The sequence below is a fragment of the Polaromonas vacuolata genome, assembly GCF_012584515.1.
In the GTDB taxonomy this organism is placed as follows: Bacteria; Pseudomonadota; Gammaproteobacteria; order Burkholderiales; family Burkholderiaceae_C; genus Polaromonas; species Polaromonas vacuolata.
In genome coordinates this window covers 1,925,985-1,943,423 of sequence record NZ_CP051461.1, presented here as the reverse complement: position 1 = coordinate 1,943,423, position 17,439 = coordinate 1,925,985, and the positions used below count along the sequence as shown (strand labels likewise).

Annotated in this window: 20 protein-coding genes; 13 read left to right on the top strand and 7 right to left on the bottom strand. The window is 48.8% G+C overall.

Annotation, left to right across the window (positions count from 1 at the left end; genetic code table 11):
• Positions 1-25: 25 nt before the first annotated feature.
• Entirely contained in the window at positions 26-706 is a 681-nt protein-coding gene (locus tag HC248_RS08875; protein WP_168922184.1) for an OmpW/AlkL family protein, read from the bottom strand.
• Positions 707-846: 140 nt separating this feature from the next.
• Here HC248_RS08875 and HC248_RS08870 point away from each other — a divergent pair, with 140 nt between their 5' ends.
• The gene (locus HC248_RS08870) at positions 847-1,590 is read left to right on the top strand and encodes an acetyltransferase domain-containing protein (RefSeq protein ID WP_168922183.1); all 744 of its coding nucleotides are present in this window, start codon (positions 847-849) and stop codon (positions 1,588-1,590) included.
• A gap of 62 nt (positions 1,591-1,652) precedes the next feature.
• Here the strand turns inward: HC248_RS08870 and HC248_RS17655 are convergent, their stop codons facing one another.
• On the bottom strand, positions 1,653-1,829 hold the full coding sequence (locus tag HC248_RS17655; RefSeq protein ID WP_238342584.1) for a hypothetical protein: 177 nt from the start codon (positions 1,827-1,829) through the stop codon (positions 1,653-1,655).
• Between the two features lie 4 nt (positions 1,830-1,833).
• Between HC248_RS17655 and HC248_RS17650 the strand changes: the two genes are divergently transcribed.
• The 6 genes from HC248_RS17650 to HC248_RS08840 all read left to right on the top strand — a co-directional run bounded on the left by HC248_RS17650 (position 1,834) and on the right by HC248_RS08840 (position 6,405).
• On the top strand, positions 1,834-2,046 hold the full coding sequence (locus HC248_RS17650) for a PepSY domain-containing protein (RefSeq protein WP_238342583.1): 213 nt from the start codon (positions 1,834-1,836) through the stop codon (positions 2,044-2,046).
• 75 nt (positions 2,047-2,121) lie between these two features.
• Positions 2,122-2,718, top strand: a complete 597-nt coding sequence (locus tag HC248_RS08860; protein WP_168922181.1) for an undecaprenyl-diphosphatase — start codon at positions 2,122-2,124, stop codon at positions 2,716-2,718.
• A 93-nt stretch (positions 2,719-2,811) separates the two neighbouring features.
• Positions 2,812-3,591, top strand: coding sequence for a COG4705 family protein (locus HC248_RS08855; protein ID WP_168922180.1), 780 nt, complete (start codon positions 2,812-2,814; stop codon positions 3,589-3,591).
• Positions 3,592-3,787: 196 nt separating this feature from the next.
• Positions 3,788-4,357 (top strand): cytochrome b, encoded by a 570-nt coding sequence (locus HC248_RS08850; protein WP_168922179.1) that lies wholly within the window; start codon positions 3,788-3,790, stop codon positions 4,355-4,357.
• Positions 4,358-4,399: 42 nt separating this feature from the next.
• Positions 4,400-5,065, top strand: a complete 666-nt coding sequence (locus tag HC248_RS08845; RefSeq protein ID WP_168922178.1) for a response regulator — start codon at positions 4,400-4,402, stop codon at positions 5,063-5,065.
• On the top strand, positions 5,041-6,405 hold the full coding sequence (locus tag HC248_RS08840) for a sensor histidine kinase (RefSeq protein ID WP_168922177.1): 1,365 nt from the start codon (positions 5,041-5,043) through the stop codon (positions 6,403-6,405). Before HC248_RS08845 ends, HC248_RS08840 begins: the two co-directional genes overlap by 25 nt.
• 107 nt (positions 6,406-6,512) lie before the next feature.
• Here HC248_RS08840 and HC248_RS08835 read toward each other — a convergent pair whose 3' ends face one another.
• The 5 genes from HC248_RS08835 to HC248_RS08815 form a co-directional block, all read right to left on the bottom strand.
• On the bottom strand, positions 6,513-7,298 hold the full coding sequence (locus HC248_RS08835) for a peptidylprolyl isomerase (protein ID WP_168922176.1): 786 nt from the start codon (positions 7,296-7,298) through the stop codon (positions 6,513-6,515).
• A gap of 47 nt (positions 7,299-7,345) precedes the next feature.
• Positions 7,346-7,645: a BolA family protein gene (locus HC248_RS08830; protein ID WP_168922175.1), complete on the bottom strand. Its 300-nt coding sequence runs from the start codon at positions 7,643-7,645 to the stop codon at positions 7,346-7,348.
• Entirely contained in the window at positions 7,642-8,271 is a 630-nt protein-coding gene (locus HC248_RS08825) for a septation protein A (RefSeq protein ID WP_168922174.1), read from the bottom strand. Before HC248_RS08825 ends, HC248_RS08830 begins: the two co-directional genes overlap by 4 nt.
• Positions 8,272-8,371: 100 nt before the next feature.
• The gene (gene msrB / locus HC248_RS08820; RefSeq protein WP_168922173.1) at positions 8,372-8,782 is read right to left on the bottom strand and encodes a peptide-methionine (R)-S-oxide reductase MsrB; all 411 of its coding nucleotides are present in this window, start codon (positions 8,780-8,782) and stop codon (positions 8,372-8,374) included.
• Between the two features lie 72 nt (positions 8,783-8,854).
• On the bottom strand, positions 8,855-10,327 hold the full coding sequence (locus HC248_RS08815; protein ID WP_168922172.1) for a protein adenylyltransferase SelO: 1,473 nt from the start codon (positions 10,325-10,327) through the stop codon (positions 8,855-8,857).
• A 142-nt stretch (positions 10,328-10,469) separates the two neighbouring features.
• Between HC248_RS08815 and HC248_RS08810 the strand changes: the two genes are divergently transcribed.
• From HC248_RS08810 to HC248_RS08785, 6 genes are all read left to right on the top strand, one after another.
• Positions 10,470-12,098 carry a 3-(methylthio)propionyl-CoA ligase gene (locus tag HC248_RS08810; protein ID WP_168922171.1) on the top strand — a complete coding sequence of 543 codons (1,629 nt, stop codon included), beginning with the start codon at positions 10,470-10,472 and terminating at the stop codon, positions 12,096-12,098.
• A gap of 187 nt (positions 12,099-12,285) precedes the next feature.
• The gene (locus tag HC248_RS08805; RefSeq protein WP_238342581.1) at positions 12,286-13,608 is read left to right on the top strand and encodes a branched-chain amino acid ABC transporter substrate-binding protein; all 1,323 of its coding nucleotides are present in this window, start codon (positions 12,286-12,288) and stop codon (positions 13,606-13,608) included.
• Between the two features lie 98 nt (positions 13,609-13,706).
• Positions 13,707-14,660: a branched-chain amino acid ABC transporter permease gene (locus HC248_RS08800; protein ID WP_168922170.1), complete on the top strand. Its 954-nt coding sequence runs from the start codon at positions 13,707-13,709 to the stop codon at positions 14,658-14,660.
• Positions 14,661-14,663: 3 nt separating this feature from the next.
• On the top strand, positions 14,664-15,956 hold the full coding sequence (locus HC248_RS08795; protein ID WP_168922169.1) for a branched-chain amino acid ABC transporter permease: 1,293 nt from the start codon (positions 14,664-14,666) through the stop codon (positions 15,954-15,956).
• Positions 15,953-16,732 (top strand): ABC transporter ATP-binding protein, encoded by a 780-nt coding sequence (locus HC248_RS08790; RefSeq protein ID WP_168922168.1) that lies wholly within the window; start codon positions 15,953-15,955, stop codon positions 16,730-16,732. The genes HC248_RS08795 and HC248_RS08790 overlap by 4 nt, the downstream gene beginning before the upstream one ends.
• Position 16,733: 1 nt before the next feature.
• A complete protein-coding gene (locus HC248_RS08785) occupies positions 16,734-17,429 on the top strand; it encodes an ABC transporter ATP-binding protein (RefSeq protein WP_168922167.1) in 696 nt (231 codons plus the stop codon).
• Positions 17,430-17,439: the final 10 nt, after the last annotated feature.

Here is a 17,439-nt window from a genome sequence, read left to right as displayed (position 1 = left end):
GTGAGGCGAGGTGCGCTGCTAAAAGCTAAAAGGAGTAGCCTAATGTCAGGTAACTGACGATAGGCCGCATTTCAAGGTCGGCTTGACGAATCACACCTTGTGTGTTGCTAGTCATTTTGGTTTTGATTTTCAAACCTGCTATTGCGGCGCGCAACGACCACATTTCATTGATGCGATAGACCACACCAAATTGTGTCACTAAGCCGGTCGAATTAGTCAAAGAAATAGCGGTAGGACCACCGTTTAACGCGTCTCCAACGACGCTGCTAGTGGCATCGCTAAAGCGCGTATGCACGATACCTAAACCCATAAAAGGGCGCCAGTCACTGTCTTTGTCTCTAAAGCTGTAATTGACAATGACAGAGGGTGAGAGTTGCTTGACCTGTGCGACTACTTGACCATTCAAGCCTTTAACGCCGACTGGCAAACTTGGGTTGTTAACTTTCAGTGTCACATCGTGTTTGGGCGGCAAACCCAGTGCTAGCTCAACACTCCAGTGCGGGTTTAGTTCGCGTATGTAGGCAATGTCTAAGGTTGTGGCGCGGCCAACATTCAGGCTAAGTCCAGGCGGTGTGAAAGGTCCGGTGATGTCGCTAGAGCTTGAATGCGGCGCGATATTGACCATCCCTAGTTGAATTGTGTTTTGTGCGAATGCAGCGCTATTGAAGCTAAAAATAACAAGCGCGAAAAGTTTTTTAAAAATCATGCGTTGGCTCCTGTAAATTGAACCGAAGTATTATTTTTACTGTCGCAAAAATAAACAGGTGTTTTCACTAACTTGCGCTGTATTTCTTCATCTAGTAAATGCCTAAAGCTTAAGTTTGTTTTGAATCTAAACTTAAGCCCATGAACCAACCCCGATTGCTTTGTATTGATGCCTTGCGCGGCATCGCTGTTGTATGGATGACTGTCTATCATTTTTGTTTCGACCTCAATCAATTTGCTTATTTAAAAGCCAATTTCTATACCGACAGTTTTTGGACTTTGCAGCGCGTATGCATAGTCAGCTTGTTTTTATTTTGTGCAGGTGTGGGCCAGGCAATTGCGCTTAAGAATGCGCAAACCGCCAGCCGCTTTTGGCGGCGATGGCTACAAATTGCGGGCGCGGCGCTGTTAGTCACCGTCGGCTCTTACCTGATGTATCCGCAAAGCTTCATTTACTTTGGCGTACTTCACGGCATAGCGTTAATGCTCATCATCACTCGCTACACCGCTTCTTGGGGGCGTTGGCTGTGGTTTGCTGCGGCTTTGGCAATCGGACTTAAATTTATAGCTGCTTGGCTGCACACCCAGGGACTTGGTATTGATTTTTTAAACCAGCCAGCGTTTAACTGGTTAGGACTGATCAGCCGTTTGCCAGTGACAGAAGACTATGTGCCGATTTTTCCATGGCTTGGCGCGATGTGGGCCGGTATGGCTTCAGGTTTTTGGTTGATGCAGCGCCAGCCTAAGTGGGCGGTGATGACGCTGCCTGCCTTTACTCGGCCTCTGGTTTGGTTGGGGCGCAAAAGCCTTTCTTGGTATTTGCTGCATCAACCTGTAATGATTGGCCTACTGATGGTAGTGGGATATATCAAAGCCATGGGTTGAAATTGTGGTGATGACATTTGCAGAAAATATTAGCTGGCTCAGTAAGCGCTAAGTCTGCTTCTTTAATCTCTCTTATACGCAAACATTTTGCGTTTATTAGGAGAAACTATTTTGACCCGTTTTAACAAAATTTCATTAACAGCAGCTTTGCTTGCCGCTTCACTTGCCGCTGTCGGTACGGCTGTTTTTGCCGCTAACAATACTGAAAATGATGCTGCTAGCCTTTTAAAGGCAAACATATCTTTGTCTCAAGCTGTCGCTGTGGCTGAGCAACATGCCAATGGCAAAGCCACACGTGCAGAGTATGAAAACTCAAAACAAGGTTGGGCCTATGACATTGAGGTAGTGAGTGGCACCAAGGTCTTTGATGTCAAGGTAGATGCGGATAAGGGTATTGTCATTTCATCCGCTCAAGACTCGTCTGACCGCGATGATGAGCACGACACAAACGACTAATTACTGATTAAATAGCCCAGCCGAATTGCGATTGTTAGATAAAATTACTCGCTAAATTCGGCTTCAAAGAATTCTATGGAAAACCTAAACCACACTCTTTTTCTCTGGCTTAATGCGCCAGCAGATCCCAATAATTTGGTGCTAACTAGCGCCACTTTTTTTGCTCAGTACCTTATTTTGGCAATTCCTATTTTCTTTGGCTTAGCTTGGTTGCGCGGTCAAGAGACGACTCGAAAGTGCTTACTCGTCGCGTCTGCTGCAGTCTTATTAGGACTTGTTATCAACCAGTTAATTGGAATGATCTGGCCGCATCCTAGACCTTTTGTCATAGGCCTTGGTCATAACTTTCTTTTGCACGCCGCTGACTCATCGTTTCCGAGTGATCATTTGACAATTTGGTTGTCGGTAGCTTTTAGCTTTTTAAGCCAACGCAAGTTAGTCAAACTAGGGTTGAGTATGGTCGTGCTCGGCCTGCCTGTTGCTTGGGCGCGTATTTATCTGGGCGTTCACTATCCTGCCGATATGCTGGGCGCGTTAGTAGTTGCTGCGTTTAGTGCTTGGCTATCACTGCGCACTGCAGGTTTTTATTTGCCGACTGTCTTTAGTATTGCCAGCAGTATTCACCGAAGACTTTTCGGTAAATTAATTGCCATGGGCTGGGTTAGTCAATAAGCCGCATAAGAGGAACGCGTGGCCTATGTCTGCGCTAAGTTTGGCGGTTTAAATTCATTGCAACCCCTCATTAATAAGATAGGTCGCAATACTATGAATACGCTGATAAAACCCGAGACTTCAAACTGGCTTAACAAAGTCCCCGAAGTCACCCTCTCATTTTGGATTATTAAAATCATGTCAACGACGGTAGGTGAAACCGGCGCTGACTTTTTGGCAGTTAACGCCGGCTGGGGTCACGGCATTACCCGTACGGTTATGGCGACCTTGTTCGCAGCAGCTCTATTGGTGCAATTGCGCACTGAGCGCCACACACCTTGGATTTACTGGCTAACAGTTGTGCTGGTGAGCGTGGTCGGCACCCAAATAACCGATTTACTCACCGATGGTTTAGGTGTGAGTCTCTACGTTAGCACCTCAGTGTTTGCCGTACTGCTGGCCTTGATTTTCGCAGTTTGGTATGCGGTGGAACGCAGCTTGTCTATCCACGATATTTTTACGCGAAAGCGCGAATTATTTTATTGGGCCGCCATACTCTGCACCTTTGCACTGGGTACGGCAGCAGGTGACTTGGCTACTGAAGCTTTGGGTCTTGGTTTTGTTTGGGGTGCGATAGGGTTTGGTGCTGCGATTGCAGCGTCTTATCTTGTATGGCGCGTGGGAGGCAATGCCGTGTTGACCTTTTGGATTGGCTACATCTTGACTCGCCCATTTGGCGCAGCGCTGGGCGACATGCTGACGCAAGCTAAAAGTATTGGCGGTCTGGGCATGGGCGCTATGTGGACTAGCGCTTTATTTTTAACGGTGATTGTGTTGCTGGTAGCTGTAGCTCAGCTTGGTTCAAACGACAAAAGTACGCTTGTCACTCGATAAGCGCAGCAAAACCGCCCTTTATATAAAGTGTTTTTTCAATTGGCAGCAATTATGCTTTTTGCTGTCTTGACCGAATCACTAGCCATAACTCTTTGTATCGCGGAATAAAAAAATGGAGGCCTATTTGAGGCATAACCACTCGAAATATTCGCGCAACTACAAGAGAAAATTTTTAAATCAAATCAGATAAATTTATATGAATCATTTAACTTCTAATAATTTAACCCAGACGCAAAAACCTAAAGCGGCTTATACAGCGACTGCGCGAGGCCTTCATTGGCTGATGAGTGTTCTTATCGTTGGCATGCTCGCTTTGGGCTGGTACATGATGTCGATTGAAGATGAACCCGGTAGTGATTGGTATTTCAGTCTGCATAAATTAATCGGAATTACTTTGCTTTTACTGGTTGTTCTTCGCCTGCTATGGCGCTGGGCAAATAAGCCGGGATTACTACCAACGCATATACCGCGTTGGCAAGTTATTGCCTCAAAAGTCTCACATTACTTGCTCTATGGCACTATGTTTGCAATGCCGATTGCCGGCTTGTTGGGCGCACTCTTTAGCAAAGATGGTCTAGCATTTTTTGGTTTGCAACTGCCTTTAGTGTCTAGTAATCACGATTTGTCAGAGCTGTTTTTTTCCGTCCACTCAATTATTGCTTGGGTCTTTGTGGGTTTAATACCACTGCATCTCTTAGCTGCACTGAAACATCTTTTCATCAATAAAGATGCGGTGTTTCAGCGTATGTGGGTGGGAAAAAAATAGTTGTTCTGAGAGCCCATTAGGTTGGGCGGTGAAGGAGAGTCAATGCGAATATTACTGGTCGAAGATGACCCAATGATTGGGGAGGCCATCCAAGGCGCGTTAAAAGATGCAGCCTATGCGACTGACTGGGTCAAAAACGGACTGACTGCTCTGACAACTCTCGAATGTCAGCACTATGACTTGGTGTTGCTCGACCTTGGGTTACCTGGAAAAGATGGGCAAGAAGTTCTGGCCAGCATTCGCGCTAAAAATAATCCTGTTGCACTACTCATCATCACCGCCCGCGATGGACTTAACGATAGGCTGCGTGGCTTAGATGGTGGTGCTGATGACTACTTGCTCAAGCCATTTGATATGGCGGAACTTCTCGCTCGTATGCGTGCGGTGTTGCGCCGCAAAGGCGGACAGTCAACACCCGTACTGAGTAATGGCGTGCTGTCCTTAGACCCGGCAACTCGGCTGGCTACGGTTGCTAACGGCTCCTCTGTTCAGCTCTCCAACAGAGAGTTTTCACTATTGCAAGCCTTGCTGCTTAGACCCGGCGCCATTTTGTCGCGCAGTGATTTAGAGGACCGTATTTATGCTTGGGGCCAAGAGGTCGAAAGCAATGCTGTGGAGTTTTTAATTCATGCGCTGCGGCGCAAGCTTGGCAGTGGTGTGATCAAAAATATCAGGGGGGTTGGATGGCAGGTTTCAAAAGACGCTTAAGCGAGTCAATCCAGTTCAAACTGTCTTTTTCTTTATCGCTGGCTATTTTTCTTATTGCGGTAGTGGCAGGTGTTTTTTCATTTGTCTCCGCTTTTGATAAGGCGCATGAGCTGCAAGACAATACGCTGCATCAAGTAGCGTCTTTGTTTGACAGGCAACACCTGACATTAACCTATCCTGGTGAAGACGGAAAAGCCAAAGATAGCGATGACGATAACCTCGTCATTGTTCAGTATTTAGTCGATGGTGACAAAGCCGTCGATAAGTTTGGTGTCGCAGCGCCGCTCAAGTTGCCCACTACTTTGATTGACGGCTTTCACACATTAGAAGTGGGCAGCGAACAATTTCGCGTTTTAGTTAAAACAACAAGCAGTGGGGAAAGAATTGCAGTGGCGCAAGAAACCAGTGTGCGCGACGAAATTGCGCGCGATAGTGCGGTGCGCACCTTGATGCCGTTTTTGATTTTGGTTCCGGTTTTACTTTTGATTGTTGCTGACTTGGTGCGAAAAATGTTTAGGCCTATCGCTACTTTGTCCATGGAAATTGACCAGCGCGCTGAGCAAGAACTGCACCCAGTGGGCGAAGGCAACTTGCCGGTTGAAGTCAGACCCTTTGTAGTGGCTATTAATCGTTTGCTCAACCGGGTGGCACAAGCCATGGACGGGCAACGCAGATTTGTTGCTGATGCAGCGCACGAACTGCGCTCTCCACTGACCGCCATGTCCTTGCAAGCCGAGCGTTTGGCGGATGCAGAGATGTCAGACCTAGCGCGTCAGCGGCTGAATGTGCTGCAACGTGGAATTGAACGTGGTCGAAATTTATTGGATCAACTTCTAAGCTTGGCGAAAGCCCAAGCTATGCCGGAGCAACTCAATTCACGCGTCTCGGTGCAAGGCATTTTCCGCCGTGTTTTGGAAGACCTTTTGCCCTTGGCTGAAGCCAAAAGAATCGACATAGGTGTTGAAGGTGAGCAAGACGCGCATTTAGCTATGAGTGAGTTAGATTTGATCGCCGTCGTGAAGAACTTGGTCGATAACGCTATAGCCTACACACCCTTAGGTGGCCGGATTGATTTGTCTGTCAACACAGACAATGGCTATGCAGTTTTGAGCATTGAGGATAATGGCCCAGGCATTGCATTAACTGAGCGAGGGCGCGTGTTCGACCCTTTTTATCGCACGCTTGGCAGCGATAGTATTGGCTCTGGTTTAGGGCTGTCCATAGTCAAAACAATACTTGACAGGGTAGGCGCTCGGGTCATGCTTGATTTTACAGACCCGCTCAAGCAAAGCGGCTTATGTGTTCGGGTATTTGTATCGCTTGACTCTGCCAAACAGTGACTCAAGACTTGTAGTAAATACCGTCTCAAAAAATAAGTTCTTACCGACAAACTTCTTTTACGCATAAGCGCTAAAGAAGTTTGTCAATATCAAGCGGTCACAAGACTTTATTCAACCTTGGCTTTGGCGCGCAGTTCTTGTTGGAATGTAGCGAGTTTTTGCTGTTCCATTTGTTGTGCGATTTGTGGCTTGACCTGCTCATAAGCTGGTAGTTCTGCATTGCGAATGTCGTCAATACGAATGATGTGAAAACCAAACTGTGACTTGACCGGTGTGTCTGAGGTTTGGCCTTTGCTTAGTTTGAGCAGGGCTTCGCTGAACTCTGGCACGTAGCTACTGGGATTGGCCCAGTCAAGTTCACCGCCCTTAGCGCCTGAACCCGTATCTTTAGATTGTTTTTTTGCGATGTCTGCAAATTTCCCACCCTTTTTAAGGCTGGCAATAATCGCTATGGCGTCGGCTTCTTTGTCGACCAGAATGTGGCTGACTTTATATTCTTTGCCGCCGTTGGCTGCTGCAAATTTATCGTACTCAACCTTCATATCTGCATCGGTGACCGGATTTTTTGCTTGATAGTCTGCAAACAAAGCACGGATCATGATGGACTGGCGGGCCAATTCCATCTGACCTTTGAAGTCATCTGTGGTGGCCAAGCCTTGCTTCTCGGCTTCTTGAACAAACACTTCGCGAGTAATGACTTCTTCGCGAATTTGCGCTTGCATTTCTGGGGTGATGGGCTTACCGGATTTGGCTACCTGCTGCGTCAATAACTCGAGCCTAGCTTTAGGCACGGCCTTACCGTTGACAATGGCGAGGTTTTGCGCCATAGCGCTTTGGGCACCTAGAGTCATCAAGACAGCTGCTGCGGTTGTCAGTAGTAAATGTTTTTTCATGAGTTGTCCGGCCTTAAAGTTAAGCTTGAAAAATAAATAAATGTCAGTTATTGAATAATCTCAATCGCCAGCGCATGCAGGCCTTGATCTATGAATTTTTGCATCGAATCATACACAAGCCTGTGGCAGGCCAGCCGATTCTTACCGGCAAATAAAGGGCTGGCAATACGTACCCTGAAGTGCGTCCCAAAACCTTCTGCGTTCGCGCCCATGTGACCGGCGTGGGCAGCGCTTTCATCTATGACTTGTAATTGTGTGGGTGCCAAATTAGCAATTAATTGCTGCTCTATAGTCGCTTGATTAATTGGCAAAATACCGCTGACGGCGCCGTTTATTGCTTGGCTCATAAAGGTTTCTCCGGGTCTTGAAGGTATTTGTTAAGTACAACGGCTTGCGCCAGTACAAAGGCAATCATTAAACCCAAGCCACCAAAGAGTTTGAAGTTCACCCAAGCAACGGTTGAAAAGTTAAACGCAACCCACAAGTTGAGTGCGCCCATGGCGGCGAAAAAACCAACCCATGCAAGATTAACGCGGGCCCAAACCGGGTCTGGCAGTTTCATCTGCGCACCCATTAGTTTTTGAATGCCGTTCTTTTTCAACACCACTTGACCAAATAACAAGGCGACGCCCATCACCCAATACAGCACGGTGGGCTTCCATTTAATAAAGCTTTCGCTATGGAAATAAATCGTCGCTGCACCCAACACAGTAACTAAGCCTAGGCTGATCCAGAGCATGGTGTCAACTTTTTGGCCGCGTGATTTAAGCCAGAGTATTTGCGCCAGCGTGGCGACTATCACCACCACAGTCGCAAGTAGTACCGGCGCTTCGGTCTGGCCGACCACGCCGCCGGCCACTATAAAGCCCAGCCAGTCGGTGGCGGCTGATGCAGCCCACTCTTTATTGCCTTCGGCGTACTTGAACATGCCGAAAAAAAGCATGATGGGAAGGAAGTCAAACAAAATTTTCATGGACAGATTATGGCTTTTCTTGTGACGTCAAAAATGGCAGATCAATAACAAACAAATGCCCGCAAAAAAGTACGGGCATTGCGCTACTTCTGAGAAGTGCTTACTGCGGCTTAAAGTCTAGCGACGCTGAGTTCATGCAGTAGCGCAGACCGGTATCGGTCGGACCATCAGGAAAAACATGGCCTAGATGCGCGTCACAGTTTGCGCAAACTGTTTCGGTACGCGTCATGCCGTACTGGCGGTCAACGATTTCGCGGATTGCGCCGGGTAAGGCGGCTTCGGAAAAACTGGGCCAACCGCAACCTGCGTCAAACTTGCTCGACGCGTCAAACAACTTATTGCCGCAGCAAATGCAGTGGTAGCTGCCATCGGCCCAGACTGCATCAAATTTACCGGTAAAAGGCCTTTCTGTGGCGGCGTGTCTTGTGACTTCGAATGCGTTGGCTTCAGCGCCTTTTTCAGTTAAGACAGCTTTCCACTCGGCTTCAGTTTTTTCGATTTTTTTGTTCATGTCCGTATTCCTTGTGAGTAATAAGAGGTGCCAAATGAATCGGATGGCTGTATGAAGCCAATCCCAACTAGTTCAAGAGCTGCAGCTAATTTCTATGCTGGCGGCCCAGTCTGGCGGTAAACCAGCCATTTTTTCGTGCTCGGGATGCTCATCAAATGGGGACTGCATCAGCATCAGCAAGGTCTCTACTTTGGAGTAGTCTTTAAGTTTTGCCGCGCGAATGGCTTCTTCGCCCAAATGATTTCGCAGAACAAACTTAGGGTTTGTTTTTTGCATCAGCTTAACGCGTGCTGACGCATCTAAAGGACTGATGCGTTGTGAGTAAGTGGTGGCCCAGGCGTTGAAAGACTCCCGGTCATAGAACAAATCACGCAAGCCTTCGTGACCGCTTTGCGGGGTAAAGCTAGCCAGTTTGCGCCAAAAAATTGTGTAGTCCACCTTGTTGTTAGCCAATAGGGAAAAAGTTTGCTCAATCAGTTCTTTGTCTTCGACTAGCGAGTCAGGCAGACCGAGCTTGGCGCGCATTTTGTTCTCTAAGGCTTCAGGAAAAATAGTCTTGAAAGGCTCTAATGCCGCCAAAGCTAGTTCTTGGTCGTCTATCAACGGGAGTAGGGCTTGGCCCAAGCAAAACAAGTTCCAATAAGCCATATTGGGTTGTTTGTTATAGGCGTAGCGGCCTTGGTTGTCGGAGTGGTTGCAGACATGTGAAGGATCAAACACATCTAAAAACTGGAACGGGCCGTAATCGACTGTCAGGCCCAAAATACTCATATTGTCGGTATTCATCACCCCATGACAAAAGCCGACCGATTGCCAGTCTGCCATTAGGTATGCGGTGCGCTCACTCACCGCTTGCAGCAGCGCCGCATACGGCTGGCTGGCATCACGGCAGTCGGGGTAAAAATTATCGATGACGTAATCCGCCAAGACTTTGAGCGACTCGTGCTGCTCGGTGTAGCTAAAGTGTTCGAAGTGGCCAAAGCGAATAAAACTGGGTGCTGTGCGTGTGACCACTGCGGCGGTCTCAATCGTTTCGCGCCGTACCGCTGCGTCCGAGCCACTCACACCAAGTGCGCGTGTGGTGGCTATGCCTAAGCCGTGCATGGCTTCTGAGCATAAGTATTCGCGAATCGAGCTGCGCAAAACAGCGCGGCCGTCGCCCATGCGGGAGTATGGGGTTCGTCCCGCCCCCTTGAGTTGAATTTCACGCTGACCTTGGGGGGTTAGCAGCTCACCTAATAGGATCGCTCGTCCATCGCCGAGCTGACCGGCCCATTGGCCAAATTGATGTCCACTGTAGACACTAGCCATTGGCTCAGAGCCAGGCAATACACAATTGCCGCTCAAACTGTCTAGCGCTTCTTGTGATGCAAACCAGTTTTCTTCTAAGCCTAATTCTCGGGCTAAGGAATGGTTGCGACTAACCCAATACGGGTCTGGTAATGCTTGGGGTTGTAACCGGGTAAAGAATGCATCGCCTAAATTAGCGAAGCTATTACGCCAAGCTTGGGCCGGAAAAGTGGCGACGGAAATGGTGTTGCTCATCAAAATATTGTCTCTTACTGGACTAAAGCTTGCGGATTCACGGGGATTCCCGCGCAGACAGCGCGTAACTCTGGGGCATGATCGGGGTTGAAACAAATAACTTGTTTACTTATTTAACACTATGACTATAGGAACGATACCCATGCTAGGTCTAATGCAAAGCCAACCGCTGCTGATTTCAGGGCTGATAGAGTTTGCAGAGCGCCACCACGGCGATGCTGAAATAGTTTCGCGCAGAGTCGAAGGCGATATTCACCGCTACACCTACAAAGCCAGTGCTAAACGTGCGCGTCAACTGGCCAATGCACTTGACGGTTTGAATTTGGCGTTCAGCGATCGTGTCGCCACTTTGGCTTGGAATGGTTATCGACACTTCGAGCTTTACTACGGCGTGAGTGGCTCTGGCCGCGTTCTGCACACCGTAAATCCACGCCTACATCCGGATCAAATTGCTTGGATTGCCAACCACGCTGAGGACCAAGTACTGTGCTTTGACATGAGCTTTTTGCCTTTGGTGCAAGCAGTGCATGCGAAATGCCACACGATTAAACATTTCGTCGCGCTGTGCGATGAAGACAAGCTGCCTACAGACAGCGGTATTCCAAACCTAATCAGCTACGAGGCCTTAATCAACGCACAAACCGACGACTACGTCTGGCCTAGCTTTGATGAGAACACCGCCTCAAGCATGTGCTACACCAGCGGCACTACCGGCAATCCTAAGGCAGCTTTGTATAGCCACCGCTCTAGTACGCTGCATGCATTTGCCGCAGCGCTACCGGACGTGATGTGTATTTCTGCGCGCGACGCAATACTGCCAGTCGTGCCCATGTTCCACGTCAACGCGTGGGGCATTCCATATTCTGCCGCCTTAACCGGCGCGAAATTAGTCTTTCCTGGCCCGGCAATGGATGGCAAATCAATTTACGAATTGATCGAGTCTGAAAAAGTCACTTACGCCGCTGGCGTGCCTACCGTGTGGCAGATGTTGCTCGGTCACCTTAAACCGGCAGGTCTGAAGTTCTCTACTTTACGCCGCACGGTGATTGGCGGTTCCGCCTGCCCGCCCGCCATGATTCGGGCTTTTAAAGATGATTACGGGATAGAGGTATTACACGCTTGGGGTATGACAGAAATGAGCCCGCTGGGCACGCTTTGCACGCTTAAAAACAAGCACGATGCACTCAGCGAAGAAGAACGCATGGCAATTTTGCTTAAGCAAGGACGCTCGATTTACGGCGTCGATATGAAGATAGTTGGCGATAACGGATCCGAGCTGCCGTGGGACGGTAAAACCTACGGCGACTTGTACGTCAAAGGCCCTTGGGTAGTGCATGACTATTACAAAAGCGAAGGTCAAAGTCCTTTAGTTGACGGCTGGTTCCCGACTGGCGACGTGGGCACTATAGACGCCGATGGCTATCTGCAAATTACTGATCGCAGCAAGGACGTGATTAAGTCTGGTGGTGAATGGATTAGCTCTATTGATATCGAAAATATTGCCGTTGCCCACCCAGCCGTAGCTATGGCTGCCTGCATCGGTGTTGTCCATCCAAAATGGGACGAGCGGCCGATTGTGGCGGTACTGGTAAGGCCAGGCATGCAGGTCACACGTGAAGAGCTCTTGAGCTTTTATGAAGGCAAAACTGCGAAGTGGCAAATCCCAGACGATGTGGTGTTTGTCGATGCCATACCGCTAGGCGCTACCGGCAAGATCCTGAAGACAAAATTGCGTGAAATGCTCAAGGACTACAAGCTTCCAAGTGCTTAATAAAACCCTTTAATCGGCACAAGGCATTCACCCTGACGCGGGAATGCCTTGGGCGTTGGCTAACCAGTCTCTTTAGTGACAAGTTTTAGGGCAATCCCTCCCCTAAAAATTTTATTTATCACCTAATCTCAAGGCTTGATGTCGCAATCGAGTCAAACCAGTATTAGCCAATAAATGGAGACAAGTCATGATCAAGTCAGTTAGCCCGCATCTTTTACCCATTCGTCTAGCCGGTATTGCGCTGGCTGTCAGTAGCTTGCTTTGCATGGGCATTGCGAATGCGCAAACGGCCAAGCCTGCCGCCACTGCCGACAAGACTGTACCCGCAGTAGCGGCGGTCAATCTGAACCAGACGGTGAAGATCGCTTGGCTTGATCCGCTCTCTGGCCTGATGGCTGCTGTGGGTACGAATCAGCTGCATGGTTTTCAGTTTTTAGCCGAGAAATTCAACCTTAAAAACAAAGCTGGCGTTAAGTTTGATGTGATTGGTATCGACAACAAACTCAGCCCGCAAGAAACTATTGTGGCTCTCAAATCTGCGATTGATCAGGGAGCTCGTTACGTCGTGCAGGGCAACGGTTCTGGCCCCGCACTGGCGATTATTGATGCGCTGTCAAAGCACAACGAACGCAATCCGACCAAGCAGGTGGTGTTTCTCAATTACGCCGCGGTTGACCCTGATCTGACAAATAGCAAATGCGATTTCTGGCACTTTAGGTTGGATGCAGATACCTCCATGAAAATGGAAGCACTGACCACTTATATGAAAGACCAGCCGACGATTAAAAAGGTCTACCTGATTAATCAAAATTACTCGCATGGTCAGCAAGTCGCTAAATTCGCCAAGGCTAACTTAGCGACTAAAAGACCTGACATTCAAATCGTTGGCGAAGACCTGCACCCGCTGGCTCAGGTACGTGATTTCGCCCCCTACATCGCTAAAATTAAGCAGTCTGGTGCCGACACTGTGATTACTGGCAATTGGGGTTCTGACTTGTCGCTGCTAATTAAGGCGGCGAATGAAGCTGGTTTGTCTAACGTGAAGTTCTACACCTACTACGGCAGCGTGACGGGCACACCGACTACATTGGGCGCAGGTTCTGCTGGCCGCGTTTATATGGTCGGTTATGGTCACATGAATATGGGCGGTGAAATCGAAGCATTGAGCAAAGAGTACGACAAACGTTTTAACGACGATTTTTATACTTTCGCCATCTTTCACGCCTACACCATGCTGATTGAAGGTATGGCCAAAGCCAAATCAACAGACGCTTTGCAAGTTGCTAAAGCCATGGAAGGCTTGCGCTTTAACAGCTTTAACGGCGAAGTTCAAATGCGTAAAACGGATCACCAGTTGCAGCAAGGTCTGTTCGTGACACGTTGGGAAAAAGCCGGCGGTAAATTCCCCTTAGATGAAGAAAACACCGGCTACACCTTTGTGCCTGTGAAGTATTACGAGCCCTATGTTGCGAGCACACCAACGTCTTGCCAGATGAAGCGGCCTTTTTAAAATCCTGTATTGCTGCTCATCGGCCCGGGTCTTAATCAAGAATCCCGGGCCTTTTAATGTCCTGAAGTCATGACAATCAATTTTTATCAGGGCGCTCAATGAATATGGAATTTTTCACCATCTCGCTGCTCAACGGCTTGAGTTACGGCTTGCTGTTATTCATGCTTAGCGCTGGTTTGACGCTTATCTTTAGCATGATGGGCGTGCTCAATTTTGCCCACACTTCGTTTTACATGGTGGGCGCTTATTTTGCCTACAGCATCTCGCAAGTGGTGGGGTTTTGGTGGGCCTTATTAATTGCGCCTATGTTGGTGTTTGCCATGGGCGCGGCGTTTGAACGTTTTTGCCTGCGCCGTGTGCATAAATTTGGTCACGTACCAGAGTTATTGATTACCTTTGGCCTTTCTTATTTGTTGTTGGAGTTGGTGCAATTGGTCTGGGGCAGGTCGGCGGTGCAATACCCGCTACCGTCTGGCTTGCAAGGCGCTTTTTTTACCATTTACGGCACTGACTTTCCAAAGTCCCGCGCCTTCATCATGTTGCTAGCCATGCTGATGCTGCTAAGCATATGGCTGCTAATTACCCGCACTCGTATTGGATTGGTGATCCAAGCTGCGTTAACGCATCCGGAGACCGTGCAGTCACTTGGCCACAATGTGCCGCGCGTTTTTATGTTGGTGTTCGGCGGTGGTGCGGCCTTAGCCGGTCTTGCTGGCGTGATTGGCGGCAATACCTTTATCACTGAGCCGTCAATGGCTGGCTCAATTGGCGCCATTATCTTTGTGGTGGTGGTCGTGGGTGGTATGGGCTCACTGAGTGGTGCTTTTTTAGCCTCGCTTTTAATTGGTTTGCTGCAAACCTTTGCGATCGCTCTAGACCATTCCGCCATGAGTGTGCTGGCACAAATGGGTGTGGCGGTTGGGCCGGCTACTTTTGGTTACCCGCTGCTCAAACTCACCATCGCACAAGTCGCGCCAATACTGCCTTATTTACTGCTGGTGATGATGTTGATTTTTCGGCCCAAGGGCTTACTCGGCACGCGGGAGGGCTGATTCATGAACGCACTTGTGATTAATTTGAAAAAGCGTAATACCGGCCGCTGGACACTTTGGGGCGCTTATGCCTTGTTGCTTCTGGCAGCGCCTTTACTTTTAAGCAGTAGTTTGTCGCTCACCATGCTGTCGCAGGCCGGGTTTTTGGTCATCATTTGCTTGAGCTACAACATCTTGCTAGGCCAGGGCGGCATGCTTAGTTTTGGCCACGCGGTGTATTCCGGCTTGGGTGCTTTTATGTCGATTCATGCAATGAATCTGGCCTCAAAGGGCACGCTCTACATTCCTTTGCCATTGATACCGCTAGTGGGTGGTTTGGCTGGTTTGGTTTTTGCGATTCTTTTTGGCTATGTCACCACTAAAAAAGCCGGTACTACCTTTGCCATGATTACCCTAGGTGTTGGCGAATTGGTGTTTGCCATGTCTTTGATGTTTCCTGAGTTCTTTGGCGGCGAGGGTGGTATCACTACCAACCGCACATATGGCACAACTTTTTTTGGGATTAGCTTTGGGCCGCAAATACAGGTTTATTACTTGATTGCGGTTTATTGCTTTGTCTGCACCGCTGCAATGTTTGCCTTCACCCGCACGCCATTGGGCCGTATTCTTAACGCGGTGCGGGACAATCCAGAACGCGTAGAGTTCATCGGTTATGACACTCAGCGCGTGCGCTATTACGCCTTTATAGTGGCCGGTTTTTTCGCTGGTATTGGCGGTGGATTAGCGGCAATTAATTCTGAAATAGTGACCGCAGAAGTCGTCAGTGGGCTGCGCTCTGGCAGCTTTTTATTGTTTACTTTTCTTGGCGGTGCAACCTTCTTTTTCGGGCCAATTATTGGCGCTGGCCTCTTGGTGTTAGCGCTGGTTTGGTTGTCTGAGCTAACCATGGCTTGGTTGCTGTATGTGGGCTTAATCTTTATGTTTATGGTTATGTTTGCGCCCGGCGGCGTGGCCAGCTTAATCATGATGAATTTGCGGCTAGTCCAATTCGGTCGGCTTAAAGAATTAGCCTGGCTTTATCTAGGTTTGAGCGTCACCGCAATCATTGGTCTGTTGGGCGCGTTTGCTGCGCTAGAGATGCTTTATCACCTGCAACTTAAATCCGCCTTGGGCGCTGAGCTTGAATTTTTAGGCATGGCGTTGAACACCCAAAGTCTTATGACTTGGTTGTACGCGGGTCTGTTGGGCATCATAGGTTTTAGCCTATTTGAGTTGCTGCGCCGCCGCTTTGCCTTGCAATGGGGCGTGATTCAAAACGACATAGAAAATCAAATCAAGCAAAGAGAGTCGTCATGAATAGCCAGACCTGCTCGCTTGAGCTTAAAGATTTGCGTAAGAGCTTTGGTAAGACCGAGATTATTCGCGGTGCCAGTTTGAAGGTGGCAGCGGGTGAACGAGTCGGCATTATTGGGCCTAACGGCGCGGGTAAGTCCACGCTGTTTAACCTCATCAGTGGCCGCTTAGCGCCCACTAGTGGAGAGGTGCTGCTCAATGGACAAAGCATTGGCGGCAAAAAACCGTTTGAGATAAATCGCATGGGTTTGTCGCGTAGTTTTCAAATCACGAATATTTTTCCTAAACTCAGTGTCTTTGAAAATCTGCGTTGCGGTGTGCTTTGGAGCTTGGGTTACAAATACACGATTTTTAAATTTTTGGCTGATTTGACCGACGCCAACGCGCGCACTGAAGAGCTCATGCAAATGATTAAGCTGGACAAAAAACGCGACGTGTTAGCCACCAATTTGACCTATGCCGAACAACGCGCACTGGAAATTGGCATCACTATTGCCGGCGGTGCCAGCGTGATTTTGTTGGACGAACCAACAGCAGGTATGAGCCGTTCTGAGACCAGCCGCTTCATCACCTTGATTAAAGAAGTCACGGTTGGCAAAACGCTGCTCACGGTCGAACACGACATGGGCGTGGTGTTTGGCTTGGCCGACAAAATTGCCGTTATCGTTTATGGCGAGGTGATCGCTTATGACGAGCCACAAGCCGTGCGTGCCGATCAACGCGTGCAAGAAGCCTATTTAGGCTCATCAGTTGCAGACCAGCAGGCCGGGGGACATTGAAATGCTAAAACTTGAAAACCTGCATGCTTTTTACGGCAAGAGCCATGTGCTGCATGGCGTGTCTTTTGCGATTGGTAAAGGCGAAATCGTAGCGCTATTGGGGCGTAACGGTTCTGGCCGCTCCACCACTGCCAAAGCCATCATGGGTTTGGTCGATTGCAACGGTTCTATTGACTGGGATGGCGTCGAAATTGTGGGTAAAAAAGCCTATGAAATTGCGCATCTAGGTTTGGGTTATGTGCCTGAGAACCGGGACATTTTCCCCAAACTCACGGTGCATCAAAACTTGCTACTGGGTCAAAAAGGCAAGGGCAAAGGATCGCGCTGGAGCTTTGACGATATGTACGCCATGTTTCCGCGTTTATTAGAGCGCCAGCATACCGAAGCCGGCGTACTTTCGGGCGGTGAGCAGCAAATGTTGACGCTGTGCCGAACCCTCATGGGCGACCCAGACCTGATCATTATTGACGAGCCCACAGAAGGCTTGGCACCAAAAATAGTCGAACTGGTTGGTCAGTATTTACAAACTCTCAAGGCCAGGGGTATTTCGGTGCTGCTGATTGAGCAAAAATTAACGATTGCCATGGCAATTTCAGACCGCGTTATGGTGATGGGCCACGGCAGTATAGTGTTCGAGGGCACGCCCGATAGTCTCAGGGCTGACGTTGATATTCGCAAAGAGTGGCTGGAAGTCTGACGACTTCGAT

Coding starts and splice junctions, on each gene's coding strand:
- HC248_RS08875 (WP_168922184.1), bottom strand. CDS start 706: ATGATTTTTAAAAAACTTTTCGCGCTTGTTATTTTTAGCTTCAATAGC.
- HC248_RS08870 (WP_168922183.1), top strand. CDS start 847: ATGAACCAACCCCGATTGCTTTGTATTGATGCCTTGCGCGGCATCGCT.
- HC248_RS17655 (WP_238342584.1), bottom strand. CDS start 1,829: ATGTTTGCCTTTAAAAGGCTAGCAGCATCATTTTCAGTATTGTTAGCG.
- HC248_RS08860 (WP_168922181.1), top strand. CDS start 2,122: ATGGAAAACCTAAACCACACTCTTTTTCTCTGGCTTAATGCGCCAGCA.
- HC248_RS08855 (WP_168922180.1), top strand. CDS start 2,812: ATGAATACGCTGATAAAACCCGAGACTTCAAACTGGCTTAACAAAGTC.
- HC248_RS08850 (WP_168922179.1), top strand. CDS start 3,788: ATGAATCATTTAACTTCTAATAATTTAACCCAGACGCAAAAACCTAAA.
- HC248_RS08845 (WP_168922178.1), top strand. CDS start 4,400: ATGCGAATATTACTGGTCGAAGATGACCCAATGATTGGGGAGGCCATC.
- HC248_RS08840 (WP_168922177.1), top strand. CDS start 5,041: ATGGCAGGTTTCAAAAGACGCTTAAGCGAGTCAATCCAGTTCAAACTG.
- HC248_RS08835 (WP_168922176.1), bottom strand. CDS start 7,298: ATGAAAAAACATTTACTACTGACAACCGCAGCAGCTGTCTTGATGACT.
- HC248_RS08830 (WP_168922175.1), bottom strand. CDS start 7,645: ATGAGCCAAGCAATAAACGGCGCCGTCAGCGGTATTTTGCCAATTAAT.
- HC248_RS08825 (WP_168922174.1), bottom strand. CDS start 8,271: ATGAAAATTTTGTTTGACTTCCTTCCCATCATGCTTTTTTTCGGCATG.
- msrB (WP_168922173.1), bottom strand. CDS start 8,782: ATGAACAAAAAAATCGAAAAAACTGAAGCCGAGTGGAAAGCTGTCTTA.
- HC248_RS08815 (WP_168922172.1), bottom strand. CDS start 10,327: ATGAGCAACACCATTTCCGTCGCCACTTTTCCGGCCCAAGCTTGGCGT.
- HC248_RS08810 (WP_168922171.1), top strand. CDS start 10,470: ATGCTAGGTCTAATGCAAAGCCAACCGCTGCTGATTTCAGGGCTGATA.
- HC248_RS08805 (WP_238342581.1), top strand. CDS start 12,286: ATGATCAAGTCAGTTAGCCCGCATCTTTTACCCATTCGTCTAGCCGGT.
- HC248_RS08800 (WP_168922170.1), top strand. CDS start 13,707: ATGAATATGGAATTTTTCACCATCTCGCTGCTCAACGGCTTGAGTTAC.
- HC248_RS08795 (WP_168922169.1), top strand. CDS start 14,664: ATGAACGCACTTGTGATTAATTTGAAAAAGCGTAATACCGGCCGCTGG.
- HC248_RS08790 (WP_168922168.1), top strand. CDS start 15,953: ATGAATAGCCAGACCTGCTCGCTTGAGCTTAAAGATTTGCGTAAGAGC.
- HC248_RS08785 (WP_168922167.1), top strand. CDS start 16,734: ATGCTAAAACTTGAAAACCTGCATGCTTTTTACGGCAAGAGCCATGTG.